This is a genomic window from Streptomyces sp. NPDC004065 (assembly GCF_044903565.1).
Taxonomy (GTDB): Bacteria; Actinomycetota; Actinomycetes; order Streptomycetales; family Streptomycetaceae; genus Streptomyces.
The window spans coordinates 50,325-75,486 of the sequence record NZ_JBJDQT010000028.1; the positions used below are offsets into that span (position 1 = coordinate 50,325).

22 protein-coding genes and 1 pseudogene are annotated in these 25,162 nt (G+C 72.2%); 11 read left to right on the plus strand and 12 right to left on the minus strand.

Annotated features, from left to right (window positions below):
• Window positions 1-32 precede the first annotated feature (32 nt).
• The gene (locus ACI2LW_RS26090) at window positions 33-953 is read right to left on the minus strand and encodes an NADP-dependent oxidoreductase (protein ID WP_404733645.1); all 921 of its coding nucleotides are present in this window, start codon (window positions 951-953) and stop codon (window positions 33-35) included.
• Window positions 954-1,018: 65 nt separating this feature from the next.
• Complete coding sequence (locus ACI2LW_RS26095; RefSeq protein WP_404733646.1) at window positions 1,019-1,657, minus strand: HD domain-containing protein; 639 nt, start codon at window positions 1,655-1,657, stop codon at window positions 1,019-1,021.
• 435 nt (window positions 1,658-2,092) lie between these two features.
• Between ACI2LW_RS26095 and ACI2LW_RS26100 the strand changes: the two are divergent.
• Together ACI2LW_RS26100 and ACI2LW_RS26105 are read left to right on the plus strand one after the other, a co-directional pair.
• A pseudogene (locus ACI2LW_RS26100) lies at window positions 2,093-2,757 on the plus strand (HD domain-containing protein).
• Between the two features lie 221 nt (window positions 2,758-2,978).
• Window positions 2,979-3,944, plus strand: a complete 966-nt coding sequence (locus ACI2LW_RS26105; protein ID WP_404733647.1) for a GlxA family transcriptional regulator — start codon at window positions 2,979-2,981, stop codon at window positions 3,942-3,944.
• A gap of 243 nt (window positions 3,945-4,187) precedes the next feature.
• On the opposite strand, the gene ACI2LW_RS26110 is transcribed toward ACI2LW_RS26105, so the two are convergent.
• Window positions 4,188-5,219, minus strand: coding sequence for a PP2C family protein-serine/threonine phosphatase (locus ACI2LW_RS26110; RefSeq protein WP_404733648.1), 1,032 nt, complete (start codon window positions 5,217-5,219; stop codon window positions 4,188-4,190).
• Window positions 5,220-5,824: 605 nt separating this feature from the next.
• Between ACI2LW_RS26110 and ACI2LW_RS26115 the strand changes: the two genes are divergently transcribed.
• The 6 genes from ACI2LW_RS26115 (at window position 5,825) to ACI2LW_RS26140 (ending at window position 12,391) form a co-directional block, all read left to right on the plus strand.
• A complete protein-coding gene (locus tag ACI2LW_RS26115) occupies window positions 5,825-6,280 on the plus strand; it encodes a lactococcin 972 family bacteriocin (RefSeq protein ID WP_404733649.1) in 456 nt (151 codons plus the stop codon).
• A gap of 1,091 nt (window positions 6,281-7,371) precedes the next feature.
• Entirely contained in the window at window positions 7,372-7,908 is a 537-nt protein-coding gene (locus ACI2LW_RS26120) for a hypothetical protein (protein WP_404733650.1), read from the plus strand.
• Between the two features lie 183 nt (window positions 7,909-8,091).
• On the plus strand, window positions 8,092-8,622 hold the full coding sequence (locus ACI2LW_RS26125) for a (2Fe-2S)-binding protein (RefSeq protein WP_404733651.1): 531 nt from the start codon (window positions 8,092-8,094) through the stop codon (window positions 8,620-8,622).
• A complete protein-coding gene (locus tag ACI2LW_RS26130) occupies window positions 8,609-9,598 on the plus strand; it encodes an FAD binding domain-containing protein (RefSeq protein ID WP_404733652.1) in 990 nt (329 codons plus the stop codon). Before ACI2LW_RS26125 ends, ACI2LW_RS26130 begins: the two co-directional genes overlap by 14 nt.
• The gene (locus tag ACI2LW_RS26135; RefSeq protein ID WP_404733653.1) at window positions 9,595-11,808 is read left to right on the plus strand and encodes a xanthine dehydrogenase family protein molybdopterin-binding subunit; all 2,214 of its coding nucleotides are present in this window, start codon (window positions 9,595-9,597) and stop codon (window positions 11,806-11,808) included. Before ACI2LW_RS26130 ends, ACI2LW_RS26135 begins: the two co-directional genes overlap by 4 nt.
• Window positions 11,809-11,872: 64 nt before the next feature.
• On the plus strand, window positions 11,873-12,391 hold the full coding sequence (locus ACI2LW_RS26140) for a hypothetical protein (RefSeq protein WP_404733654.1): 519 nt from the start codon (window positions 11,873-11,875) through the stop codon (window positions 12,389-12,391).
• A gap of 239 nt (window positions 12,392-12,630) precedes the next feature.
• On the opposite strand, the gene ACI2LW_RS26145 is transcribed toward ACI2LW_RS26140, so the two are convergent.
• The 8 genes from ACI2LW_RS26145 to ACI2LW_RS26180 all read right to left on the minus strand — a co-directional run bounded on the left by ACI2LW_RS26145 (window position 12,631) and on the right by ACI2LW_RS26180 (window position 19,352).
• Window positions 12,631-13,287 (minus strand): potassium channel family protein, encoded by a 657-nt coding sequence (locus tag ACI2LW_RS26145; RefSeq protein WP_404733655.1) that lies wholly within the window; start codon window positions 13,285-13,287, stop codon window positions 12,631-12,633.
• Window positions 13,284-13,943 carry a potassium channel family protein gene (locus ACI2LW_RS26150; protein ID WP_404733656.1) on the minus strand — a complete coding sequence of 220 codons (660 nt, stop codon included), beginning with the start codon at window positions 13,941-13,943 and terminating at the stop codon, window positions 13,284-13,286. Before ACI2LW_RS26150 ends, ACI2LW_RS26145 begins: the two co-directional genes overlap by 4 nt.
• Window positions 13,940-16,789: a cation-translocating P-type ATPase gene (locus ACI2LW_RS26155; RefSeq protein WP_404733657.1), complete on the minus strand. Its 2,850-nt coding sequence runs from the start codon at window positions 16,787-16,789 to the stop codon at window positions 13,940-13,942. The genes ACI2LW_RS26150 and ACI2LW_RS26155 overlap by 4 nt, the downstream gene beginning before the upstream one ends.
• Complete coding sequence (locus ACI2LW_RS26160) at window positions 16,779-17,237, minus strand: cyclic nucleotide-binding/CBS domain-containing protein (RefSeq protein WP_404733658.1); 459 nt, start codon at window positions 17,235-17,237, stop codon at window positions 16,779-16,781. Before ACI2LW_RS26160 ends, ACI2LW_RS26155 begins: the two co-directional genes overlap by 11 nt.
• 25 nt (window positions 17,238-17,262) lie before the next feature.
• The gene (locus tag ACI2LW_RS26165) at window positions 17,263-18,141 is read right to left on the minus strand and encodes a universal stress protein (RefSeq protein ID WP_404733659.1); all 879 of its coding nucleotides are present in this window, start codon (window positions 18,139-18,141) and stop codon (window positions 17,263-17,265) included.
• The gene (locus tag ACI2LW_RS26170) at window positions 18,125-18,433 is read right to left on the minus strand and encodes a DUF1918 domain-containing protein (RefSeq protein ID WP_404733660.1); all 309 of its coding nucleotides are present in this window, start codon (window positions 18,431-18,433) and stop codon (window positions 18,125-18,127) included. Before ACI2LW_RS26170 ends, ACI2LW_RS26165 begins: the two co-directional genes overlap by 17 nt.
• A 127-nt stretch (window positions 18,434-18,560) precedes the next feature.
• The gene (locus ACI2LW_RS26175) at window positions 18,561-18,791 is read right to left on the minus strand and encodes a hypothetical protein (RefSeq protein ID WP_404733661.1); all 231 of its coding nucleotides are present in this window, start codon (window positions 18,789-18,791) and stop codon (window positions 18,561-18,563) included.
• 123 nt (window positions 18,792-18,914) lie between these two features.
• A complete protein-coding gene (locus ACI2LW_RS26180) occupies window positions 18,915-19,352 on the minus strand; it encodes a cupin domain-containing protein (protein ID WP_404733662.1) in 438 nt (145 codons plus the stop codon).
• 498 nt (window positions 19,353-19,850) lie between these two features.
• On the opposite strand from ACI2LW_RS26180, the gene ACI2LW_RS26185 reads away from it, so the two are divergent.
• A complete protein-coding gene (locus ACI2LW_RS26185) occupies window positions 19,851-20,636 on the plus strand; it encodes a hypothetical protein (protein WP_404733663.1) in 786 nt (261 codons plus the stop codon).
• A gap of 198 nt (window positions 20,637-20,834) precedes the next feature.
• Window positions 20,835-23,261: a SpoIIE family protein phosphatase gene (locus ACI2LW_RS26190; protein ID WP_404733664.1), complete on the plus strand. Its 2,427-nt coding sequence runs from the start codon at window positions 20,835-20,837 to the stop codon at window positions 23,259-23,261.
• A 64-nt stretch (window positions 23,262-23,325) separates the two neighbouring features.
• On the opposite strand, the gene ACI2LW_RS26195 is transcribed toward ACI2LW_RS26190, so the two are convergent.
• On the minus strand, window positions 23,326-24,354 hold the full coding sequence (locus ACI2LW_RS26195; protein ID WP_404733665.1) for a S66 peptidase family protein: 1,029 nt from the start codon (window positions 24,352-24,354) through the stop codon (window positions 23,326-23,328).
• A 144-nt stretch (window positions 24,355-24,498) separates the two neighbouring features.
• On the opposite strand from ACI2LW_RS26195, the gene ACI2LW_RS26200 reads away from it, so the two are divergent.
• Complete coding sequence (locus ACI2LW_RS26200; protein WP_404733666.1) at window positions 24,499-25,140, plus strand: hypothetical protein; 642 nt, start codon at window positions 24,499-24,501, stop codon at window positions 25,138-25,140.
• Window positions 25,141-25,162 lie beyond the last annotated feature (22 nt).

The following is a 25,162-nucleotide window of genomic DNA, read 5'->3' on the forward strand; positions in this document are numbered from 1 at the left end:
GACGCCGTCCAGCGAGGGGCGCGCCCGCGGTCTCACCCCGCGGCGACGCGGATGATGGCGCGGCCGGACACCCGCCGTCCCGGGGCGAGGGCGTCGGCCGCCTCGGCCAGCGGCCGGACGGAGCCGACGCGCACCTCGAGCCGCCCCTCCCGCACCCGCCGGGCGAGGTCGGCGAGGCGTACCCGGTCGGGTTCCACGACGAAGAACACGGCCCGCCCGTCGTCGGGGCGCACGGTGGGCGGGTGGGCGATCGTGACGAGGGTGCCACCGGCCCGTACCAGCGCCGCCGAGCGTGCGAGGACGTCGCCGCCGATCACGTCGAACACCACGTCGACCTGCCCGGCGTCCTCCAGCCGGTCGCCCTCCAGGTCGAGGAAGGCGTGCGCGCCGAGGCCGAGGACGGTCTCCCGGTCGGCGGAGCGGCCCGTGCCGACGACGCGGGCCCCGGCCTCGCGCGCGAGCTGGACGGCGATCGAGCCGACGCCGCCCGCGGCGCCGTGGATCAGGACGGACTGGCCGGTCACGAGGCGCCCGTGGTCGAACAGGCCCTGCCAGGCGGTCAGGCCGGAGATCGGCAGCGCGGCCGCCGTCGGGTGGTCGACGTCGGCGGGCAGCGGGGCGAGGTTGCGGGCTTCCACGGCGACGTACTCGGCGAGCGAGCCGTCGCGGGTCCAGTCGGTCAGCCCGAAGACGCGCTGGCCCACGGTGAGACCGGTGGTCCCGTAGCCGAGTTCGGTCACGACGCCCGAGACCTCGTGCCCGGGCACGCTCGGGGTGCGGTCGCGGCCGGCGCGGTCGGTCCAGGTCGCGGGCCAGTCGAGCTCCCCCCGGGTGAAGCCGGCGGCGTGCACCCGCACGATGACGTCGTTCTCGGACGCGTGCGGGTGGGGCAGGTCCTCCAGGGACAGCCCGTTGATCCCGGCCTCGCGGTCCCGGACAGTGATGGCTCGCACGAAAGAGTCCTTTCAGGAAGTGGGTGGACAGGGCGGGAACGGCCCGCATCGGTGGGCGCCGCCCCTCATCGCGGCCAGGGCGCCTGGAGGACCCGCTCGACCATCGACCCGCGGCGGAAGCCGGGCACGAAGTGCTCCAGGACGTCCGCGTTGATGGTCCCGTAGGTGGTGTCCGGGCGGTTCTTGAGCCCCTCGACGAACACCTGGAGGAACTCGTTCTTGAAGTCCCCGCGCGGATGGGCGGCGACGATCTCCGCCACCTGATCGCCCTCCAGGGCGTCCAGTCCCCAGCCGAGGGCGTCGGTGAGGACGCCGTAGTTCGTCGCGGCGATCTCCGGGCCCATGCGGCCGGGGATCCCGGGCGTCGTGTGCAGGGCGACGGCCGTCCAGACCACCTCGGCGGCGCTGTCCGGGAATCCGCGCTCGAGCAGGAACTTCCGGGCGTGGTCGGCGCCGTCGACCTCGAACCGCTGCTCCGCGTCCGAGAACGGCGTCAGCAGCCCCGTGTCGTGGAACATAGCGGAGATGTAGAGGAGCTCGGGGTCGGGCCGCAGGCCCAGGGCGCGGGCGTGCAGCGAGCCGAAGAGGAAGACCCGCACGGAGTGGTCGAAGAGGAGGGGCGGGGTCGTCTCCCGGATGTGGTGCGTGGCCTGCGCCACGGCCGCTGTGCCGGGAATCTCCACCCCGGCGATGGTGTCGGACATCTTCCGCGCCTTCCGATGCGATCTGCTGCGAGTGGACCGTGCGTCCGTTCCCCACCGTGCCGACCACACGGCCCCGGGCGCCGCACCGGTCCGGCCGCGAGTCCCTCGAATCCGGCCACTTCAGGATGGGACCGCGAGCTCCACCGCGCATCGGGAGGCGGTCCCCGCCCACCCGTCGGTCCCACCCGGGCACGGTGCGTGCGGGGCAGGCCCCGTCCCTCTGTGCCGCGGCGGTGCGCCGGCCCGTTGACGGACCGCCACGCCCTCGACGGGGTCTCCGGGTGGAAGGCGGCCCGCGGATGTCCGTATCCGTGGGAGGTACGGCCCGGTGAGCGTGACCGGACCGGCGCCGCCCGGAGAAGACTGGGCGGCACAGCCCGGACAGTGAGCCGGACAGTGGCAGTCCCACGGGACGGAAAGCAGAGGTAGCAGCTCATGACCACAGAAGCGGTCGCACCGGCCGGGGTGCGGGTGCCCGGCACCGCCCTGGCACGCGAGGCGACGGAACTGGTCCGGGACACCACGAGCGAGCTGGTCTACCACCACTCGCGGCGGGTCTTCTTCTTCGGCAGCCTCCAGGGCCGCAACCGGGACCTGAGCTTCGACCCGGAGCTGCTGTACATCGGCGCGATGTTCCACGACCTCGGGCTGAACGAGGAGTTCCGCGGCAGTGGACGGCGCTTCGAGGTGGACGGCGCTTCGAGGTGGACGGCGCGGACGAGGCCCGGCGCTTCCTGCGGCAGCGCGGCGTCCCGGAGGACAGCGTGCGCCGGGTGTGGACGGCGATCGCGCTGCACACCACACCGGGCGTCCCGCAGTTCATGGAGCCGGAGGTGGCGCTGGTGACGGCCGGGGTGGAGTACGACGTGCTCGGCATCGGCTACGAGGACCTGTCGGAGGCGGACCGGCGGGAGATCGTGGCCCTGCACCCGCGCCCCGACTTCAAGCGGCGCATCCTCGCCGCGTTCACCGAAGGGATCCGGCCGAGGCCGCGAAGCACCTTCGGCAACGTCAAGGCCGACGTGCTGGAGCACTACGTGCCGGACTTCGAGCGCGGCGACTTCGTCCGCACCATCCTGGACTCGCCGTGGGCCGAGTAGGCGTGGCGTGAGCCGGCCCTCCGCACGGCGCCGGGGCGCGGCACGTACGGCCGCACGAGCGGACCCCCGCCGGACGAGCGGACCCCGGGGGCGAGCGGGCCCCGGCCGAACGAGCGGACCCCGGCCGACCGCGAACCGTGACGGCCCGCCTCGCCGCAGCGGCGCCGCGGGCCCGCCCAGCACGATCCACGCCCGACGCCCGACGCCCGAAGGAGGCGGCAGTGCACACCGACGCATCCCACCGCGTCGCCGTCCTCGTCTACGACGGGGTGAAACTCCTCGACGTGGCCGGCCCGGCCGAGGTGTTCGCCGAAGCGAACGGTCTCGGTGCGGACTACCGCATCGTCCTGCTGTCGACGACCGGCGCCGACGTCAGGTCCTCGGCCGGCGTACGGATCGCCGTCGACGGCAGCCCCGAGGACGAGCCGGCCCCGGACACGTTCGTGCTGCCGGGCGGGGACGTCTATCCGCGCACTCCCGTCACGCCCGAACTCGCCGGGGCCGCGAAGGACCTGGCGGCCCGCTCCGGCCGGGTCGCCTCCGTCTGCTCCGGGGCGTTCGTCCTCGGCGCCACCGGCCTGCTGGACGGAAAGCGGGCCACCACCCACTGGAAGGTCGCGGACGAACTCGCCGCCCGTTGCCCGACGACCCGGGTCGAGCCGGACGCGATCTACGTACGCGACGGCAGCACGTACACGTCGGCGGGCGTCACCGCCGGCATCGACCTGGCGCTCGCGCTCGTGGAGGAGGATCACGGCAGCGAGGTGAGCCGGGAGGTCGCCCGGGCCCTGGTGGTCTACCTGCAGCGCGCGGGCGGCCAGTCGCAGTTCTCCGCCCCGCTGCGGACCCCGCCGCCGCGCTCGCCCGCACTGCGCAGGGTCGTCGAGCTGGTCCAGGCCGACCCCGCGGGCGACCACTCGCCGAGCGGCCTCGCCAGGCACCTCAACCTCAGCGCCCGCCACCTCACACGGCTGTTCCGTGAGGAGCTGTCCACCACACCGGCCCGGTACGTGGAGTCGATCCGGTTCGACCTGGCGAAGGCCTTCCTCGTCCAGGGACACACCGCGACCCGGGCGGCCGCCCTGGCGGGCTTCCCCAGCTACGAGAGCCTGCGCCGGGTCTTCGCACGGGAGCTGTCCCTCAGCCCCACCGCCTACCAGCGCCGCTTCCGCACGGCTCGCCGGTAGCGCCCGCCCGGTGCGCTCGCCCGGCCGCTCCCGTCCGCCGCCCCGCGGGGCGACGCCGTGCCTGCGGTCCCGCGGGCGACGCCGTGCCTGCGGTCCCGCGGGCGACGCCGTGCCTGCGGTCCCGCGGGCGACGCCGCGCCTGCCGCCCCGCGGCGACGCACGCGCGGGGCCGGACAGGCGCTGGAACCGGGATGGCGGCGCACCGGAGGCGGCGCCGGCCCCGCGGCCACGCCGCCGCCCGCGTCAGTGCCCGTCCACGCAGTGGTTGCGCCGCAGGGCCACGATGGCCATGTCGTCGTGCTGCGCTGCGCCGCGATGGGCGCGCACGTCCTCGCCGATCCTCTCCACCAGCGCCTCGGGGTGTTCGCCGGCCCATGCCGCGGCGCGCTCGACGAGCGGGTAGAAGGCGCCGGCGGCATCGCGGGACTCGGTGAGGCCGTCGGTGTACAGCAGCAGGCTGTCGCCGGGAGCGAAGCGGAACGTCAGGGCGCCGTGGACGGCGGGGGCCAGGGCCGTCAGGCCCAGCGGGGGAGCGGGGTCGGGAACCTCGATCGCCGTCGCGGTGCCGTCCCGCAGCAGTACCGGCGGTGTGTGGCCGAAGCTGATCAAGCGGGCGTAGGGGGCGTCGTCCGGTATCTCCAGCAGGGCCGCGGTCACGAAGCGCTCGTCCGTCCCGCCCTCCCCGCCGGCCGCCGTCTCCGCCGCCAGGCCGTGGCCGAAACTGGCCTCCAGATGGGCGGCCAGCCGGGACAGCGTGGTGGGGCGGTGGGCGGCGAGGCGGAAGGCGCCGAGGACGGTGGCGACGTCCCCGATGGCCGCCAGGCCCTTGCCGCGGGCGTCCCCGATGATCAGCCGGGTGGCCTTGGGCGTACGGGCGATGGCGTAGAGGTCGCCCCCGATGCGCGCCTCCGTGTCGGCGGAGGCGTACGTCGCGGCGACCGACACCGCTCCCGCGTGCCGCGGCAGTTGCGGCATCAGCACGGCCTGGGTGATCTCGGAGACACGGCGGGCCGCGGCGAGCCGGATCCGGTGCTCGTCGCGCAGCCGCACCACGAGCAGGAGCAGCAGCGAGATCAGCACCAGGGACAGCAGCTCGACGAGCACGCTCTCGGTGGTGAGCGCGTTCCGCTCGACGGCGGCGGCGAGAAGACCGGCCACGGCGAGGACCGCGGTGACCGCGGTGCGGCGGAAGTCGGTGAGGACGGCCGCGAAGGCCAGCGGGACGACCAGGAGGTGGGCGAGGTGGATGTCCGGGGGCAGGAAGTGGTCGGCCACCGGAACCGCCGCGATGAGAACCGCCCACAGACAGACCCATCCGTACCCCCGCAACCGTGTCACCGGCCCCCTCGGCATCCGCGGAAAAATAGGAAGGGCCATGATCCTCCTTCACTGCCGGCTGCAACCCTGAACAAGGAGGAGTCACGGAATATTGCTTCTGCAATTCGCAGACGATGTCCCGTGGCCGAGCTGTGACCTTCTGCACGGCCGTTCCCGGGGCACGGGTGCACGGCGAAGCCCTGCGGTCGGCTCGTCTGTGAGGCGATGATGACGTGCCGGGCGGTCGCCCCCCGTGATCGCGGTGACCGGGCGGGGGCCGCCCTCTTCGCGGGCTTGTTCACCACCGGTTCGGCGGATTCCCCCACGGCAACAGCTTAGCGATCACCCAGCCCGGACAGCGAACCGGCCACACCCCGCCGAATGCTGTACTACAGCCCTTGTTCGGACAGTCCTTATTGGGGCAGTTCTTTTTCGGACAATCCCTGTCGAGGCCATTGACTGCGACCACCCCCCTCGTTCAAGATCGCTCCGTAAACTCTCACTGGGGGAGTTGGGGGAGGAATACCGTGAATTTATCCGGTAGATCGATAGTTCCCGGCTTTGTGAGCGTGCTACTCGTAGTATTTAGCGTCGCTACGCCGGCCGCCGCGGATACCACTCGGGCTGCCACCGTTACGGCGAACGGCACTATCGTCGTCGCGGATGGTTCTGAGGTCGGCCATGTCACCCTCCACAAACGTGGTGACGATACGAAGCCGCCCGCAGAGCTGGGTAACCCCTCTGAATGGGGTGCGATGGTGATCAAGGTGGAGGGTTCGGCCTCTACGGCGCAGGCCTGCATCGGTGCCAGTGGCGGAAAATGGTGCTACGGCTACGACCTGACCACGGATGGTAAGTACTGCTACTCGAACTATTACCACTCCACTAAGCTCCACAGGTCCACGGTGAAGATGGCCGGAGGCTCGTATACCGCTGGGGCGCGTGCTGGCGAGACCTCCTACGCCCACATGACGGCGGGCGCTGCCTACACCTGCTCCACGTACTACAGTCTTGCCTAGGTTCTGGAGTCAACCCTTCGGTATTGGTGGGTTGGTGCGCCACTCGGGTCTTGTTCGGTCGCCCGCGCAGGCTCTGAGTGGCGCCACTTCCTACTTTGAGTTCATCACGGAACAGGGAAGAGAAATCGCACACTTTCCGCGCCCTCGCGTTGCGCCGCTCGCAGTGTCCCTCGGGGCAGGTTTGCTACTTGGACTAGCGGGTCCCCTTACAGAAAAATGGGACAATCCCGTTTGCGACACTCTGAATCTTGTTTTTTCCGATGGATGGCCGTGGGCCTGTTATGCATTCTTGGTGGGCTATTTCGGCCGATCCAAAATTGAGTCAGCGTTGCTGTCGTCTTTGGGGTTGGGTATCGGTGTGATCACGTACTATCTATTCAAGTATCTGAGCCCCACCATCCCGGCCGGACTGGAATCTGGCGTCACTAGCGAGGGGATTTCCTCTGGGATGCTTGTGTGGGGAATAGCAGCTTTCGTTCTTGGGGCACCCGTCGGACTCTTGGGCAACCTGGCGCGAATTCCAACTGTTGGCGGTCTTCCATTCCGACTGGTTGTTCCGCTCGTAGCATTTTTTGAGACCTCCGTGCGGCTGACTACAGAGGCGGATGGGCAACGCGCGGTCGTTGGAATTACGTGGAATGTGATTCGGTTCATCGCGGGCGTCGTCGCTTTGGCGCTAGTAAGTCACACCATTCGGAGATGGTGGCACTCTCGGCGTACTCGTTCCTCGGAGTCGGATGGGCGCCGCACCAGGGGAGACATGCCGGCGGGGCCCGGAAGCAGATGAACACGGCACCTGCGGATCATGGAGTGCTCCACGCTGCAAGATCCACGAAGGTGCCGTGTGCGTTCCTCCATCATCCCCTGCCGTCGTTCCTGTCTCTCCGACGCCCGCCTGGTGGCCCTCGGCTTGAATGCCGCGAGGCCACGTCCGCGGCCTGGTTGCCGAGTCCGAGTCGGTCACAGATCCCGGAGCCCCCGGGAGTCCGGGCCGGTGCCTCCGGTGATGGGACGGGACTGTCGCGGACCGGCGATCACCGCTCTACGCTGGTGCCGGTCCGCATGCGCGTGCATGCGTGGAGGGTGGGGTCATGGACGTGCCGAACGTGGTGGGGGACTGGCAGGAGTACCAGTCGGAGGAGTTCGCGGGCCTGCGCGTGCGCGTCCACGGCCTGAAGAAGGACAAGCCGCGGCGCGGCCGTGACGAGGAGGCCAAGGGGCTGACGTACGTCAGCTTCCAGGTCACGTTCGAGAACCGGGGATCCGAGTACCTCGGGATCGACCTGCACCGGCATCCCGATCACTACGACGTCCGGGTCGGGCGCAACGGCCACGCGGCGTTCGTCGACCGCCACGGCTCGGACCTGATCGAGGACTTCAACCTCTACCCCCAGCGGCGCGTGACGGCGACGGTCTACATCGCGGCGCCCGCCGCGAGGCTCCAGCAACTCGACATCCAGATCAGCCCGAACATCGACGACCAGCCGGCCTTCGGGTACGTCTGGGTGGGCGGGCTCGGGGTGCACGAGGGTTCCACCCGGCTCGGATCCCGTCCGTCGACCGCGAAGCCGAGCGTCGCCAACGAGGTCGAACGGTTCCTGAAGGAAGCCGCGTCCGACGACACCTGACCGGACACCCGGGCGCGCCCCTGGACGCCTCACCGCCGCCGTTCGCCACGAATGGCGGACGGCCATGGGCAGTTCTAGCATCGAACAGATACCGCCGCGGTGGACGAAGTGCCCCCCTTTTCACGGTTTCACGGGTTTCACGGGTTTCACGGGCCCGGGCAGTATCCACGGAATCGAGGCGCCATGAAGCATGCCGAGACCACGACGCGCCCCGGCGAAGCGACACCGGAGATCCCGGACGTGGAAGTCACCCTCCATGTCAATGGCGACGCGTACCGTATGCGGTTCGACGCGCGGGTGACCCTCCTGGACGCCCTGCGTGACCATCTGGGACTCACCGGAGCGAAGAAGGGCTGCGACCAGGGGGCGTGCGGTGCCTGCACCGTGCTGGTGGACGGAAAGCGCATCGTGTCCTGTCTCGCCCTGGCCGCCCAGTACGACGGTCGCGAGATCACCACGGTCGAGGGACTGGCCGGCGACGGCGAGCCCCACCCGATGCAGAAGGCGTTCGCACGTCACGACGCGTTCCAGTGCGGTTACTGCACGCCCGGGCAGATCATGTCCGCGGTGTCCCTGGAGGCCGAGGGCCGGGCGGGGTCCGAGGAGGACATCCGTGAGTTCATGAGCGGGAACATCTGCCGCTGCGGCGCCTACCCCAATATGCGCGCGGCGATCCGCGACGTCGTATCGGAGGGGAAGGATGCGTCCCTTTGAATACGTCCGCCCCGCCGAGGTCGGACAAGCGGTGGCCGCCGTGTCCGCGGACCCCCGGACGTCCTTCCTGGCGGGCGGAACGACCCAGCTGGACCTGATGAAGGACGGCGTCCTGGATCCGGAACGGCTGGTCGACATCACGCGGCTGCCACTGAAGGGCGTCATGCACACCGGGTCGTCGGTGCATGTGGGTGCGCTGACGACGATGGAGGAACTCGCCGCGGATCCGGTGCTGCGCGAACGGCTTCCCTTCGTCCGGGAAGCGCTCCTGCTCGGAGCGTCCACGCAGTTGCGGAACATGGCCACCATCGGCGGCAACCTGCTGCAGCGGGCACGCTGCCGGTACTTCCGGGACCCGGCCGTCGCGGCGTGCAACAAGCGCCATCCCGGCTCCGGTTGCGCGGCGATCGCGGGCATCCAGCGTATGCACGCGATCCTGGGAACGAGCGATCAGTGCATCGCGCTGCACGCCTCGGACGTCGCCGTCCCGTTCGCCGCGCTGGACGTCACCGTGCACATCCAGGGACTGGACGGGCCGAGGTCCGTCCCGCTGACGCGGTTCTACCTTCCGCCGGGCACCACACCGCACATCGAGAACGTGCTGAACCACGGTGAGCTGATCACCGAAGTGGAGATTCCCCTGCTCCCCGAGGGAACCAGGTCGCACTATCTGAAGGTGCGGGACCGCGCGTCCTACGAATTCGCCCTCGCCTCCGCCGCCGTGGCCCTGGACACGCGAGACGGCACCGTCCAGGACATCCGGATCGCACTGGGCGGTGTGGGCACGATTCCCTGGCGGGCCTGGAGCGCCGAGGACATGCTGCGGGGAGCCACGGTGACCGGTGAGAACTTCCGGGCGGCCGCTGAGGAGGCTCTGCGGGAGGCCCGGACGCTGCCCGGTACCGCGTTCAAGGTGGACCTGGCCAAACGCACCCTTGTCCGCTCGCTCGAGACCGTCGCGGGAGCCCCCTCATGACCACTGTCGAGACGTCCGGCCGCACGGTCGTCGGCGCGGGCATGGACCGGGTCGACGCCCCGCTGAAGGTCACCGGCGCGGCGCACTACCCCAACGACCACACCTACCCGGGCATGGTGCACGCCGCCCTGGTGGGCAGCACGATCGCGGCCGGGCGCATCCGCGGCGTCGACACGTCCGCGGCGCAGCGGGCGCCGGGCGTCCTCACGGTGATCACGCACAGGACCGCCCCGCGTCTGGAGCGCGGACCGGTGACGCTGCTCGGCCCGACGCCGCCGGTGCCGCTGCAGGACGACCGGATCCTGCACTGGGGACAGCACGTCGCGATGGTCGTGGCCGAGAGCCCGGAGCAGGCCCGGCACGCCGCGTCCCTCGTCGGCGTGGAGTACGAGCCCGCCGAGGCGCTGCTGGACATCGAGGATCCCCGCGCCGAGACCGTCGATAACCCGTGGGACCTGGACACCGAGCGGGGGAACGTGGCGGCCGCCCTGGACCGGGCCGATGTGGTGATCGACGAGCGCTACACCACAGCGGACAACACCAACAATCCGCTGGGCCTGTTCACCACCGTCGCCTCGTGGCACGGCGACTCGGTCACGATCCACGACTCCACTCAATGGCCGCACAACGTGCGGTCCTCGATCGCCCGCATCTTCCGGGTCCCCGAGAGCGGCGTGCGGGTGCTCGCGCCCTTCGTCGGCGGCGGCTTCGGAGCCGGACTGCGGCTGTGGCCGCACACGATCCTCGCGGTCATGGCCGCCCGCGAGGTCCAGCGCCCCGTCAAACTGGTGCTGACCCGGCCGCAGATGTTCACCTCGGTCGGGCACCGCCCCAACAGCGTCCAGCACATCAGGATCGGCGTGACCTCCGCGGGCGACCTCGTCGCCGTCGAGCACCACGCGCTGTCCTCCGTGGCCATGGAGGACGACGACTTCGAGCCGGTGACGCTGTGTTCGGCGGTGTCGTACGCGTGCCCCAACGTCCTGACCCGAGACCGGCAGGCGCGGCTCAACATCCCGTGCCCGGGCTCCATGCGTGCCCCGGCCGAGAGCCAGGGCGACTTCGTCCTGGAGTCCGCCCTCGACGAGGCGGCTTTCGCCATCGGCGTGGATCCGCTGGAGTTCCGGCTGCGCAACTACGCCGAGGTGCATCCGCTGCTCGGCCTGCCCTGGTCGAGCAAGGCCCTCCGTGAGTGCTGCACCCTGGGCGCGGAACGGTTCGGATGGTCGCGCCGGACGCCGGGGACCGGCTCCATGCGCGAGGACGGCCTGCTGGTCGGCTACGGCATGGCCTGCGTGTCCTACCCGTTCTTCCAGAACCCCTGCCAGGCGCGGGCGTCCCTGCGCCGTGACGGCTCGGCCGATGTGCGCAGCGCCGCCACCGACATCGGCACGGGAACCTACACGGTCGTGACCCAGCTCGCCGCCGAACTGCTCGGTCTGGAGCCCGGCAGGGTCCGGGTCGGCCTCGGCGACTCCGACATGCCCTACGCCCCCCAGGCCGGCGGTTCCGGTCTGACCGGGGCCCTGGCCAACGCGGTGCACGCCGCCTGCGGCAATCTCGTCAAGGAACTCCTCGACGTCGTCCGCGACGACGAGGCCTCCCCGCTGCGTGGCGCCGCGCCGGAGGACGTCGCCGTCGGCGCGGGCGGACTGCACCGTGTCGACGACCCGGACCGGGCGGAGGCGTACACGGACATCCTCGCCCGGCACGGACTGGAGGAGCTCGGCGCCGACGGCCGCAGCACTCCTCCCGAGCCCGAGCGGATCGGCATGGCCCCTGCCGGCGCCTTCGGGGCCAAGTTCGTCGAGGTCCGCGTCGATCCGGGGATCGGTCTGCTGCGGGTCACGCGCGTGGTCTCCGCCATCGACGCCGGACGCGTCCTCAACGAGAAGACGGCCTCCAGCCAGATCGCCGGCGGCACCGTGGGCGGCATCGGGCAGGCCATGTTCGAGGCCACGGAGACGGACCCGGTCACAGGACGCATCGCCAACGCCACCTTCGGCGACTACCTCGTGCCCGTCAACGCGGACATCCCGGACATGGAAGTCGTCTTCTGCGGCGGGCCGGACCGTGCCACCGAGGCCGGCACCAAGGGGGTCGGAGAGATCGGTCTGGCCGGGATGGCGGCGGCCATCGGCAACGCGATCCATCACGCCACGGGCCGCCGGCTCCGCTCGCTCCCCTTCACCATCGACCAACTGCTGTGAAGCACGGGCCCCCTGGGGCCGCTTCGGCGCCCAGGTCGTCGCGACGGCCGGCACGATCAAGCAGATGCACCACAACGTGGCGATCCGCCCCGGCTTCTGGGACAAGTTCTTCCCCGGCCTGATCCCGGACACCCCGGTGACGGCCGTCACCGTGCCCGGCGACCGGTTCACGCTCGAAGGCCATGACCTGGTGATGGTCGAGGCCGGCCACAGCGACACCGACGACACGAGTGTCCTGCACGTCCCCGACCTCGGCCTCGTGGTCGCGGGCGATGTCATCTACAACGGCGTGCACCAGTACCTGGTGGAAGCCGGCGACGGCGGCCTGGACGCGTGGCGCCGCGCCATCGCCGTCGTCGAGGACCTCGCGCCCCGCCGGATCGTCGCCGGGCACAAGAACAAGGAACTCGACGACGACGCCGGCCGCACCCTCGCCGAGACCCGCCAGTACCTCGATGCCGCCGAGGAGTTGCTCCCCCGGCACGACGACGCGCTCGGCTTCTTCAACGCCATGCTGGAGCGGTTCCCCGAGCGCCTGAACCCGGGCGCTCTGTGGGGCGGAGCAGTCGCGCTCTACTCGTGACGTCCCGCGACCTGACGTCCCGAGCCCTGGCCTCTCGCGCCCCGACCTCTCGCGCCCGGGCCGCCGTACCGCCGTACGGCCGAGCCACCGGGCCGGCGCGCCCCCGAGCCGGCCGGCCGTGCGCGGCGGGAGGCTCCACGCGGACCCGGACCCGGACCCGGACCCGTGCCCGGACCCGTGCCCGGGCGGCGCACACGGGCCACCTCGCGTTCCCCCGCCCTTGCTCCGCACCCGTGCGATCACTGGAAGGCCGCGTGGATCTCCTGCTCGGTCGCCTCGTGCGACACGAGCAGGAGCTCGTCGCCGGGCAGCAGCAGCACCTCGGGACCCGGGACCGTCGGCCGGCCGTCGCGGACCACGGTGGCGACCACGGTGCCCGCGGGCAGCTCGATCTCGCCCAGTGTGTGTCCCGCCGCCCGGGACTGCGCGGTGATCGCGGTCTCGATGACCTCGACGCCCGCCTTGCTCAGCCGCAGCAGCGCCACCGTGTCCGTGGCCCCGGTGGCCTCCTCGATGAGGGAGATCAGAGGGGTGGCCGCGGGCACCGCCAGGTCCACGCCCCACCGCTGGTCGAAGAGCCAGGCGTTGTCCTCGTCGTTGACGCGCGCGGCCACCCGCCCCACCCCGAACCGCCGCTTGGCGAGCAGGCTGATGACGAGGTTGTCCTCGTCGCGGCCGGTGGTGGCGACGACCAGGTCGCAGGCGAGGGCTCCCGCCTGCTCCAGGAGTTCCGGGTCACAGGCGTCTCCGGCCACGACGCGGACAAGGGGCAGGCTGCCGAGCTCGGCCACCCGGTCCTCGTCGGACTCGACGAGGGTGACCTCGTTGCGGGCGGCGGCCAGCACCTGGGCGATCTGGGTGCCGAGCCGGCCCGCCCCGGCGATCAGGACCTTCACGTTCCCAGCTCCTTGGCGAGAAAGCCGCTCAGCCGGCCCAGCGCCTTGGCGGCGACGCTGAAGGTGACCAGGTCACCGGGCTCGGCCAGGACACCGTGCGCGGGGAGCAGCGAGTGCCCGGCACGGGTGATCTCCACGACGCGGATCTCGCCGTCCACGTCGAACTCGGTGACCTGCCGCCCGGTGAGCCAGGGCGGCAGGTCGGAGCGGACCAGCAGCGTCTCGCCGTTGCCGAAGGCGAGGTCCGGGGTGAGGTGGCGGTGCAGCAGCATCCGGTGGATGCGGTGGACGGCCCAGCGGACGCTGGAGATCGTCGGAATGCCCAGTTCCCGGTAGACGTCGGCGCGGCGTGGGTCGTGGATGTGGGCGAGGACGATCGGGACCCGGTACGTCTCCTTGGCGGTGCGGGCGCTGACGATGTTGCTGCTGTCCCCGGAGGTGACCGCCACGAAGGCGTCCGCGTGGGCGATTCCGGCCGCTTCCAGTACCGGGCGGCTGAAGCCGTTGCCCACGTGGAAGGCGCCGGGGAATCCCGGTGACAGCTTCCTGCGCGCCTGCGGCCGGCGGTCGACGATCCGTACGTCGTGCCCCTCGGCGACGAGTTCCGAGGCCAGGAGGGCACCGACCCGGCCGCAACCCGCGATGATCACTCTCATCGCCTTCCTCCCCTCGGGGACGTCCCGCGATGCCGCAACGCCCACTTCCTGAGTTCCTCGGCGGCCAGCAGCAGCGCCCCGAACGCGACCAGGACCGCCCAGTCGCCCGGAGTCAGCGGCGCGGTGCGGAAGACCGCCTGCAGTGGCGGCGCGTAACTGATGGCGGCCATCAGCCCGATGCTGACGCAGCCCGCCGCCAGCAGCCACGGGTTGCTCAGCAGACCGGCACGGAAGACGCTCTCCCGGTCGGTGCGTACGGCCAGGGCGTTGAAGAACTGACTGACGACGATGCCGGCCTGGACCATGGTGATCGCCTCCCGGTAGACGGGATCGTCCCTGGTGAAGTCCGCGTAGGGGATGCCGGAGGCGTGGATGTGCCAGAAGAAGACGGCGCACACGCCGAGGGCCTGGATACCGCCGAGGAAGAGGATGCGGCCCATGACGGCCGTCGAGAAGAGCCGCTCCCGGCGGGGCCTGGGCGGACTGTTCATGACGTCGGGCTCCATCGGTTCCGCACCGAGCGCCAGGGCGGGCAGCACGTCGGAGCCGAGGTCGATGGCGAGGATCTGCACGGCTGTGATCGGCACCAGGGGGAAGCCGGCGAAGGTGGCCGCGAGGACGGGGACGAGTTCGGCGATGTTGTGGCTGAAGAGGTAGATCAGGAACTTGCGGATGTTGCGGTAGACCGAGCGGCCCAGTCCGACCGCGGTGGTGATGGAGGCGAAGGAGTCGTCGAGCAGGACCATCACGGCGGCCTCGCGGGCGACGTCGGTACCGGAGGCGCCCATGGCGACGCCGATGTCGGCGTGCTTGAGCGCCGGGGCGTCATTGGCTCCGTCACCGGTGACGGCGACGACCTCGCCGCGCCGCTGCAACGCGGTGACCACCCGCATCTTGTGCTCCGGGCTGACCCGGCACAGCAGCAGTTCGCCGGAGCCCGCCAGCAGGGCGTCCAGGCCGCGGTCGTCCAGCGCGTCCAGCCGGTCGCCGGTCGTCACGGCCGGGTCCGGACGGCGCACGATGCCGACGCGGCGGGCGACGGCCTCCGCGGTCAGGGGATGATCGCCGGTGACCATGATGATGCGGATGCCGGCCCGCCGGCAGGCGTCCACGGCGTCCCGCACCTCGGGCCGGGGCGGGTCGTACATGCCGGCGAGTCCCAGCAGCGTCAGCCCTGACTCGGCCTCCCGCTGCGGCGGGCGGGGACCGTCCACCTGCCGCCGGGCGACCGCCAGCACCCGCAGGCCCTGCTCCGCCATGCGGTCCGCGGCCGCCGCCGCTTCGCCGCGGGCCGCGTCGGACAGCGGTGCCGGCGTGCCGGCGTGGTCGACGGCGTCGCAGCGGGCGAGCAGTTCGAGCGGTGCGCCCTTGACGTAGGCGACGAATCCGCCGTCGCCACGGCGGTGGACGGTGCTCATGAGCTTGCGGGCGGAGTCGAAGGGGTACTCCGCCACCCTGGGCGTGGCGGCCTCCTCCCGTGCCGGATCCAGGCCGGCCTTCCGGGCGGCCACCAGCAGGGCCCCCTCGGTGGTGTCCCCGAGCACCCGCCACTCCTCGCGGCCGGTGGGCGGCACGAGCCGGGCGTTGTTGCACAGGGCGGCCGCCCTGAGCAGCTCCCGGACGGGCCCGGGATCGGCGACCGTGCCGGCCGGCGCGTACCCCACTCCCGAGACGTCGTGCGTGACGCCGTCCGCCCACAGTCGCACGACGGTCATCTCGGCCTGGGTGAGCGTGCCGGTCTTGTCGGTGCAGATGACGCTGGTCGAGCCCAGTGCCTCCACCGCCAGAAGCTGCTTGACCAGCGCTCTGCGGCGGGCCATGCGGCGCACGCCGATCGCCAGCGAGACGGAGAGCGTGGCCGGCAGCCCTTCCGGCACCAGGGCGACCATCACACCGAGCGAGAAGACGAACGTGTCGACGAACGGCTGTCCGCTGGGCACGCGCACCGCGAACAGGACGGCGCCGGTCGCGAGGGCGACGCCCGCGACCCTGCGGGCCATGAGTGCGACCTGCCGTTGCAGGGGCGTCTTCTGCCGCGGCGCGTGCGCGGCGAGCCGGAAGATCCGCCCGAACTCGGTGGCCGTGCCCGTGGCGAACACCACGGCCTTGCCGGTGCCCGCGACCAGGTCGGTGCCCATGAACAGGCAGTTGCGGGCCTGCAGCGGCGGCCCGGGCGGTACGGGTTCGGCGACGCGGGCGACCGGTTCGCTCTCGCCGGTGAGGGCGGCGTTGTTGACGGCGGCCTCATGCGCCTCGATCAGGCGGCAGTCGGCGGGTACGGCGTCCCCGGCCTCGAGGATCACCACGTCGCCCGGCACCAGATCCCGCGCGGACAGCTCGCACCGCTCCCCATCGCGCAGCACGCGGCAGGTGTGCGGCACCATCGCCTGCAGGGACTCGGCCGTGCGTTCGGCGGAGTACTCCTGCGCGAAACCGATGCCCGCGTTGAGCAGTACGACGCCGAGGATGGCCAGGGCCAGTTGGAGGGTAGCGGGATCGCGCGGCCGCTCCAGCCCGTACGCGAGGAAGGTGATCGCCGAGGAGACGAGCAGGACGACGGCGAAGAGGTCGGTGAACTGTTCCACGAGCCGGTGCCACACATGGCCGTGGCCCCCGCCGGGCAGCGCGTTGGCGCCGAAGCGCTCCCGCCGGGCGGCCGCCTCGGCGTGGGTGAGACCGCGCGGGCTGCTGCCCAGGGCGGCGAGGGCGTCCGGCACCGGCAGAGTGGGCACGGACGAGGCGGTGGCCTCCGGCCGCTCCGGGACCGGCGGCGCCGCCGTGCCGTCCGTCGCCGGTCCGCCCGCGCTGAGGGCGGACATCCCCCGCCGGGCCGGTTCAGGCGTCATCCGGGGCTCCGGGCGGTGAAGACGGGCGGGGCGCCTGCCGCAGGATGCCCGTGGCGACCGGTCCCAGCAGGTCGGCGAGGTGCCGGAAGACGTCCAGGAACAGGCCGTCGATCGTCAGCACCCCCACCGGCCGGCCCGCGTCCGGCACGGGAAGCCGGCGGACCCCTGTGCGGCGGAACGCCCGGTACGCCACCTCCAGGTCGTCGCCGGCTCCGGCCGTGACCGTATGCGGCGACATGACCGCGTGGACCGGGGCCCGCGTGCACGGACCGCCGCCCGGGCCGCGCACGGCGAGGTCGCGGTCGGTGACGATGCCCCGCGGCCTCCCGTCCGCGACGGCGAGGACCGAGCCGGGCGCGTGCCCGGCCATCCGCCCGGCCACCACGGCCGGCGGGACGTCCGGTGCGGCACACACCGCGGGAGCGGTCATCACCTCGCGGACCTTCACCTGTCTCTCCCCGCTGTCCCGGGTGTCACCCGCGTGCCGGTACGGCTATGACGGGGCAGCCGGCGTGGCGCAGCACGCCCTGGCTGACCGAGCCCAGCAGCATCCCGGCGAAGCCGCCACCGCCCCGGGTTCCCACCACCAGGCCCAGCGCATGCGCCGAGGCGGCGGTGAGGACGTCCACGGGGTGTCCGGTGACCACTTCCTGACGCAGGTCGACCTCGGGGAAGCGGGCCCGGTGGCCCGCCACGGTCTCGGACAGCACAAGCCGGCACTCCTGCTCGGACGGGCTCCCGTCGAAGATCCGCGACGCTCCGGGCTCCCGGACGAGCAGGGCCCGCAGCACGGCGCCGCGCAGGGCCGCCTCCTCGAACGCCACGTCGACCGCGGCGGCGCAGTGCTCGCTGCCGTCGACGCCGACGACGAAGTACGCCGGGTCCTGCGTGATGTGCTCCGGTGCGGGGACGACCACCACGGGACAGTGCGCGTGGGCCATGAGCGGCAGCGCCACCGCGTGCGAGCCGAACACCTCCTGCCCGCGGCGCAGGTGCCGTGACCCCAGCACGACGGCGGCGGCGTCGCGACTGTGCTCGCGCAGCACCCACACCGGGTCGCCCTCCGAGAGCAGGACGTCCACCTCGAGCCGCGGCTGCCGGTCCGTGACGAAGGCAGCCGCCTCCTCCAGTACCTTCCGCCCGGCCTTGTGCAGCGCCTCGTTCCACCCCTCCCACGACGGCGGCACCTCCCGCCCGCGGTAGCCGCCGGTGGGCGTGCCCTCGGCATGCACCAGACGCAGCGGCACGTGCCGGCGGGCAGCCTCGTCGGCGGCCCAGGCAGGCGCCATCCGGCGGCCGGGATCGGGGTCGACGCCCGCCACGATCGGCCGGCGGTCAGGGTGCCGGGTCATGGACGCCTCCCGTGGCCGGTTGCCGGACGTACGCGTCGCGGCCCGGGACGCACGGGGTCACCCGCCCGTCGCCGGCCCGGCGTGCCTCGTCGGCCCGGGGTGCCTCGTCGTGCGGGATGCCGTCCGGGTGCCGCGGGCCCACGATCGCGCCGTTCCGTGCGGCGACTTCGGCCGCGGTCGCCCGTACGGCGATCTCGTCGCCGACGCGGGCGCGCGGGGAGGCGTCCGTCGCCCCCGGGCGGGTGACCGGACCGGGCCGGTCGTTCCTCTTCGGTGGTGCGGGAGCGTACACCGTCCTCGCCTCCTCCTCCCTGGGTGGCTCGGGGCCCTGCCGCCCTTCCCATGGAAGGCCCCGGCACGGCCGGCGTGCCAGGGCCGTTGGTCCCCACGACGGCCCTCCCGGTCCCGCGCGGGGCCGGTCAGTGGGTGTCCGCCGGAAGCGGCGGCGAACCGGGGACCGCCGTGTCCGGGGGTGTGCCGCGCCCCTGCCGGGCCGGCCGGTCCCGGATGCCGGCGCGCACCGAGTCGGTGAGCCGGGAAAGGGCCTCGGACCACACCGGCACGACCGGCTCGGGGTCCTCGATCCGCAGTGCCGGGTCCGGCAGGGCGGCGAGGTTCTCGCGCAGTCGCTCGCGGGCGTGCCTGCTCACGGCCACCTGAGCCCTGCCCTTCTCAGCGAGAGGGGCCCGCCGGCGAGAAAGGCCCGCCGGCGCCGCGTGACGATCTACGACCACGCGGCGCCGGACGGCCGGCCGAGCGGGTGATCCCCCGGGTCAGCCTCCGGAGGGACGCGGGGCGCGCAGGTGCGCCCGTTCCTTCAGCTCCTCTTCGTCGACCAGCCTGAGCATCGGCTGGCCCGGCGCGCACAGCATGGTCACCACGAACCTGGTCGGCGCGTCCGACAGGGCGTTGCCGTCCTGGTAGTGGATCACGTCACCGCCCGGCTCCCAGAACGTCCCGCCGGCCTCGACCACACGCTCCGGCTGACCTTCGAGCTCGAACCGCAGCGCCCCCTCCATCACGTAGCCGAACGCCGGACCCGAGTGGCGGTGCGGAGGCAGCCCGGGGTGGCCGGGAGGCCAGTCGACGAGGATGGTCATGGCCGAGCCGCCCTCGGGAAAGAACGGCGGGGTGACGTCCTGCAGCAACTTGACTTCGGGCGGCAGGGAGACCTCGGGGGCGCTCCCGTTCTCAGGGGTCTCGGCTGACATGAACCACACCTCCGTGTGCCTGCCGGGAGCGGACGGTCCGGCGTCGGCGACCGCGTTCCGGACCGGGGTACCGGCCCACTCACCGGCGGTGGCCGAGCCCGCCTCACCGCCGGTTGCCCGAGCCCGCCGGTCGCCCGCCGGTCGCCGGCTGGGACACCCGTTCTCCGCCTCGCTCGGGACGGCCTCGACACCACCCTGCCCCCCGTCGGCGGCCGCCACAATCCGGGAGCACCGGCACCGGACGGCCGTCCTGCGATCGGAGAGCGACCGGGAGGAGGGAGGAGACGTCCGGCGACGGCGACCGCGTGGAACGGTGGACGCGTCGAACCGGCCTGCCGAGCGACCCTGCTCCGCGCCCCGGCCGGGGTAGGGTGCAGACGTGCGTTGATCTCCCCGGCGGCGGCCCCGTGCCGCCGCGGACGGTACCGGGCGTCTCCGGAGGAAGGGGCCGCCCCGGCAGCCCTGCCCGTCACCACTCGCGGAGATCCGTTCCCTTCCATGACTGCCCAACAGCCCGTCACCTACGACGCGTTCGTCGAACTCGCCACCGCCGACCCGGCCGTCGTAGGCCTCGTCCTCAAGGGTTCCCGAGCCCACGACGGCATGGCCACCCCGCACTCCGACCACGATCTGTACGTGGTCCTCGCCGACGGCGCCACGACCGGCCTCACCCGGTTCGCGGGCCTGCGCACCGCCGAACTGGACCTCGTCGTCGTCTCCCTCACCGAGTTCCGGGCAGCCGGCATGCCCGGCTTTGAACGCTATGCCCTCGCCCGCGCCCGGATCGTGCTCGACCGGCTCGACGGCGGCATCGCCCGGATCCTCGCCGACAAGGCACGCCTGGGTGCCGATGAGGCGTTCCAGGACGCCGGCGGCCGGCTCGACGCCTACGCCAACTCGCTCTACCGCTCCCTCAAGAACCACCGGGACGGCCAGGCCCTCGCCGCTCGCCTGGACGCCGCCGACAGCGTCCGGTTCCTGCTCGAGCTGCTCTTCGCCCTCGACCGCCGCCCCCGCCCCTACAACAAGTACCTGGAGTGGGAACTCGCCCGGCATCCGCTGCCGGGCTGGGACACCGGCACGCTGCTCCGTGCCGTGGACCGCGTCTCGGCCACCGGCGACCCGTCCCTGCAGCGGCAGTTGTTCGCCCTCGTCGAGGCGGCGGCCCGCAAGGCCGGACACGGTGACGTACTGGACGCGTGGGGCGAGGACCTGCACCTCATGAGACCGCAAGGGGGGACGAAGAGGGCTCGCCCCCCGAGGAGGGCGTCGGGCCTCGGCTGAGCAGAGTGCCGGAATTTCCCCGGTGCCGGCCCCTGCCGAACCGTCCGCCGGCGGCCTCGGCGGCGGACGCCTCGGCACCCCTGTCACAGACCTCAGCGGCGCCTGGTCCATCGCTTGAAGGGTGCACAACGGGCCGGAACCGTTTCCGCCGCCGGCGCCCCCGACCCCGCACGAACGCCTGCCGAGGAGCTTTTTCCGATGACGACGATGGCCGATACGACCGTCGGTGACCGCGTGAACCCCCGCGAGTCCTGGGAGGTGGCAGCCGCACTGGTCGACGACCGGGGGACGGTCGTCGCCTGGACGCCCGACGCCCAGCGCCTCACGGGTCACCTCCCCGGCGACGTGGTGGGCAGGCCGGCCGCACTCGTCCTGCCGTGCGCCGAACAGTGCCGTGCCCGCGGCGGGTGGTCGGGCAGGACCGCGGTGCGCCACCGCGACGGCCACACGCTCGAACTCGCCCACCGGGTGTCGAGGCTGTCGGGGCGCGACGGGTCGTCCGGCTGGCTCGTGTCCCTCGCCGACTCCGGTGCGGGCCCCTCCGAAGCGGCGGACGGACCGACACACGAGTCGCTGCTGGTCCGGGCGCCGGTCGGCATCGTCCTGCGGGACGAGCGGATGCTGTGCACCTGGGTCAACGACACGATGGAGAGGCACGACGGCATCGGCCCCGAACGACGGCTCGGGCACCGCCTCAGCGACGCGTGGCCGGACACCGAGGCGGAGGGGCTCGAGACGCTGATGCGGCAGGTGCTGCGGGACGGCACCACCCGGGTGCACGAGTTCCGCAGGTGGCTGCCCGCCGGCCCGCGCCGTGAGCACACCTTCGCCGGCTCGTTCTTCGCCCTACAGGGCGCCGACGGGCAGGCGCTGGGCGTCTGCGCCATCAGCGTCGACGTCACCGAGACCCGACGGGCGCAGGAGCGCTTCACCATCCTCCGCGGGGCGTCCGCACGCCTGGCCGGCAGCCCTGATGTGATGCACACCAGTCAGGAACTCGCCGACCTGGCCGTCGCGCTGTTCGCCGACTACGCCGTCGTCGACCTGGAGCAGTCGGTGCCGTTCGGCAAGGGGCCTCCGGTCCACATCGGCACCTCGGGCGAGCACCCGCCCACGTTCCGGCGTTCCGGTCTGGCCTCGGTCCACCACGGAGTCCCCGAGTCGCCCTGGAGACGGGGTCAGGCGGTCCATCTGCCGCCCGGCTCGCCCTTCAGCGACGTACTGCGCAGGGGAAGGCCCCATCTGGAGCCGATCCTGGACACCGCGCCGGGCACCTGGATCGACAAGGACCCGGCGCGAGCGTCGAAGGTTCGTGAGAACGGTGCGCACTCCTTGATGGCGGTGCCCATCCGCGTGCGGCGCACCCTGCTGGGCGTCGCCTGGTTCCTGCGCACCGACAACCCGGTGCCGTTCCAGGAGATCGATCTGCTGCTCGCCGAGGAACTGGTCCGCCGCGCCGCGCAGTCGCTGGACGAGGCTCGCCAGCACGCCCGGGAACACACCGCCGCGCTCGCACTGCAGCGCACTCTGCTCCCGCACCGCCTCAGAGGCGGCATGGCGGTCGACGCCGCCGCGAGGTACCTGCCCGCGGACGTGGACAGCGGTGTGGGCGGCGACTGGTTCGACGTCATCCCGCTGTCCGGTGCCCGCGTGGCCCTCGTCGTCGGCGATGTGGTCGGGCACGGACTCCGGGCCGCCGCCACCATGGGCAGGCTGCGCACCGCGGTCCACACCCTCGCCCACATGGAACTGCCCCCCGACGAACTGCTGACCCACCTCGACGACACGGTCCAGCGGCTGGCCGAGGAGGACCCCGACACCGCGGACCAGGCGCCCGGGGTGGTGGGCGCCACCTGTCTGTACGCCGTCTACGACCCGGTCACCGGGGTCTGCACCATGGCCGCGGCCGGGCATCCGCCGCCGGCGGTCCTCGACCCGCGGGGCCGGGTCACCTTCCCGGACCTGCCCGCCGGCGCGCCGCTCGGCATCGGGCTGGCGGCTTCCTTCGAGGCGGTGGAACTGGAACTGGACGAGGGCACTCTCCTCGCCCTCTACACCGACGGGCTGGTCGAGTCACGTGACGACGACATCGACGTGGGAATGCGCCGCCTGGCCTCCGTCCTGGCCCAGCCGGCCGGCTCGCTGGAGGACCTGTGTGCCCGCGCGACCGACGTCGTGCCCGGGCAGGTGCCGCCCGACGACGTCACCCTGCTGCTGGTCCGCACCCACTCCCTCGATCCGGCGCGGGTCGCCTCCTGGACCCTGCCGGGTGACTGCACGGCGGTCCGCGCGGCCCGGCGCCTGGTGACCCGGCAGCTCACCGGCTGGGGCCTGCGCGACCTCGAGGACTCCACCACGCTGATCGTCAGTGAGCTGGTCACCAACGCCGTCCGCCACGCCGCCGGCCCGATCGTCCTGCGCCTCATCCAGCACGACGTCCTGACCTGCGAAGTGTCCGACACCGGCGTCGACGTCCCCCGCCTGCGCCGTGCGAGAACCCTGGACGAGAACGGCCGCGGCCTCTTCCTGATCGCCCAGCTCTCACACCGATGGGGAACCCGCTGCGTACCGAACGGCAAGGTCGTCTGGGCGGAGCAGGACCTGACCGGTGCCTCGTCCCGGTGACCCGGGGGAGGCGACGCGGTCCCGCCCCCTGAACCGCCGCGCCGTCAGCGCGGCTCCCGGAACGTCAGGCCAAGGTCTGCGTCAACTCGCTCCGACTCGGTGAGTGCACAATGCGGCCGTGGGCGCCGTTGACGATCGGCATGTACGGCGGGACGTGGCCGCACTCGACGTCGGCGATGATCGGCACGTTCAGGGAACCGAGAGCATCCAGGACGGCTTCGTGCTGGCTGAGCGAACTGCTGTCCGGTGCACTGGTCCTGCCGACGAGAACCGCGTTCGCGCGGTCGAAGAAGCCGGCGAGCCTCATGCCGTGCAGGTGCCGGCAGATGGTGAAGGCGTCCTGATCGGCCGCCTCGACGTAGACGAGGAGCCCCTCTGGGGACTCAGTACGGGCGAAAGCCGAAACGTCCAGGTACCGGGTTCCCGCGAGATTGCACAGCGTCTCGATGCAACCGCCGATCAGCCTGCCCTCGGCCTCCACGGCCCCACGCCTGTCGAGCCTGCGCCAGGTTCCCTCCGAGCCGAGCGTGTACTCGCGTACGCCGGGGAAGGCGGCGAAGTCGTCGAAGCCTGTGGCTCGGTGACGACCAGGCGGCGTCTGCGTGAACCGGTGCCCCGCGGGTGCGGCGACGATGTCGAACCACGACAGCAGCCCCTCGGGTATGCGGTAGGGCGTGTCCATGAGGTTGTTGCCGTGGAGGGTTGCCGTGCCGGTGAGCAGCGTCAGCGGTGCAAGGAGGGTCGAGATGTCGGAGAACCCGACGAGCCAGGTCGGCTCCGCGTCGCGCAGCCGCTCCCAGTCGAGCAGCGGGATCAGGTCGATCGCGGTCTCTCCTCCCCAGGGCGGCACGACGGCCCGGATGGTGGGATCGGTGAGCATCGACATCAGCTCGCTCGCGCGGTCGGCGGCCGAGGCACTGATGTGTCCGGAACCGTCCATGCACCGCCCGACGACGGCCTCATATCCGCGTGCCTGTACATCACGGAGGGCGACATCCAGCCGCTCGAGCAAGGCCGGCGCGACTCCACTCGACGGAGCGGTCACACCGACACGGTCACCGGGACGCAGGGGGCGCGGGTATCGAATGGGCATGCGCCGGATCCTGCCACAGCGGCACGCCTGGACCCCAACGAGTTTGCGGCTTCCAGGACGCATGGTCGGCCTCCGACCGGTAACGGAGCGTCTTGCGAACGGAGTCGGGCCCCGGCTGTCAGTGACGCATCGTACGGTTCTCGCATGGGTATCACCTCGGCCTGGTCGATCAGCGCGCACGACGACGACTTCATCGGTGCTCTGGCGCCCGGGCTGCTGCCGCTGATCGCCGCCGAGCGGGCCGAGCCCGCGGCGCGGGAACGCTGGGACCGCTGGTGCGCGGAACCCCTGCCGGACTTCCGCACCTGGTGGCTGTCCTATGGCCGTTCCTGCCGAAGAGAGTCGGACGCGCTGGACTCCTTCCACGAGTTGACCGCTTCCGGGGCGCATGTGCGGAAGATGTACGACGGCCTGTCACCCGGCGACGAGTTCTCACTGCTCACCGACGTGTGGGATGCGGTCGACGGAGAGGGCATCTTCCTCTCGGTCCACAGCAAGGACTTCGCGCTGAGGTCCTTCTTCCATGCCATAGGACCCCGCCGGGCCGCCCTGCTGCCCGGCTGGTGCGGCGACTTCGTGCTCACCTCGGCCGAAGTACGGGAGACCCTGCCCGCCGTCGAACGGGCGCTGACCTTCACCACGGACGAGCGTGCCGCGGCGGAGGATCAGGACTGGCTGGACTACGCCGACGGTGAGGAACGCGTCCTGGACGGGCCGCTGCGCGTGTGGCGGCGGGCCGCGGCGGACGGGCGCGGGCTGTGCGGTGTGTCCGTGACCGTGTACTGATCCGAGCCGGAGGCAGTGGCAC

What these genes read in the sequence shown, in the direction of transcription:
- ACI2LW_RS26095 (WP_404733646.1), bottom strand. Translation starts at nt 1,657, where the DNA reads ATGTCCGACACCATCGCCGGGGTGGAGATTCCCGGCACAGCGGCCGTG.
- ACI2LW_RS26120 (WP_404733650.1), top strand. Translation starts at nt 7,372, where the DNA reads ATGGACGTGCCGAACGTGGTGGGGGACTGGCAGGAGTACCAGTCGGAG.
- ACI2LW_RS26125 (WP_404733651.1), top strand. Translation starts at nt 8,092, where the DNA reads ATGAAGCATGCCGAGACCACGACGCGCCCCGGCGAAGCGACACCGGAG.
- ACI2LW_RS26130 (WP_404733652.1), top strand. Translation starts at nt 8,609, where the DNA reads ATGCGTCCCTTTGAATACGTCCGCCCCGCCGAGGTCGGACAAGCGGTG.
- ACI2LW_RS26135 (WP_404733653.1), top strand. Translation starts at nt 9,595, where the DNA reads ATGACCACTGTCGAGACGTCCGGCCGCACGGTCGTCGGCGCGGGCATG.
- ACI2LW_RS26140 (WP_404733654.1), top strand. Translation starts at nt 11,873, where the DNA reads ATGCACCACAACGTGGCGATCCGCCCCGGCTTCTGGGACAAGTTCTTC.
- ACI2LW_RS26150 (WP_404733656.1), bottom strand. Translation starts at nt 13,943, where the DNA reads ATGAGAGTGATCATCGCGGGTTGCGGCCGGGTCGGTGCCCTCCTGGCC.
- ACI2LW_RS26155 (WP_404733657.1), bottom strand. Translation starts at nt 16,789, where the DNA reads ATGACGCCTGAACCGGCCCGGCGGGGGATGTCCGCCCTCAGCGCGGGC.
- ACI2LW_RS26165 (WP_404733659.1), bottom strand. Translation starts at nt 18,141, where the DNA reads ATGACCCGGCACCCTGACCGCCGGCCGATCGTGGCGGGCGTCGACCCC.
- ACI2LW_RS26180 (WP_404733662.1), bottom strand. Translation starts at nt 19,352, where the DNA reads ATGTCAGCCGAGACCCCTGAGAACGGGAGCGCCCCCGAGGTCTCCCTG.
- ACI2LW_RS26185 (WP_404733663.1), top strand. Translation starts at nt 19,851, where the DNA reads ATGACTGCCCAACAGCCCGTCACCTACGACGCGTTCGTCGAACTCGCC.
- ACI2LW_RS26190 (WP_404733664.1), top strand. Translation starts at nt 20,835, where the DNA reads ATGACGACGATGGCCGATACGACCGTCGGTGACCGCGTGAACCCCCGC.
- ACI2LW_RS26195 (WP_404733665.1), bottom strand. Translation starts at nt 24,354, where the DNA reads ATGCCCATTCGATACCCGCGCCCCCTGCGTCCCGGTGACCGTGTCGGT.
- ACI2LW_RS26200 (WP_404733666.1), top strand. Translation starts at nt 24,499, where the DNA reads ATGGGTATCACCTCGGCCTGGTCGATCAGCGCGCACGACGACGACTTC.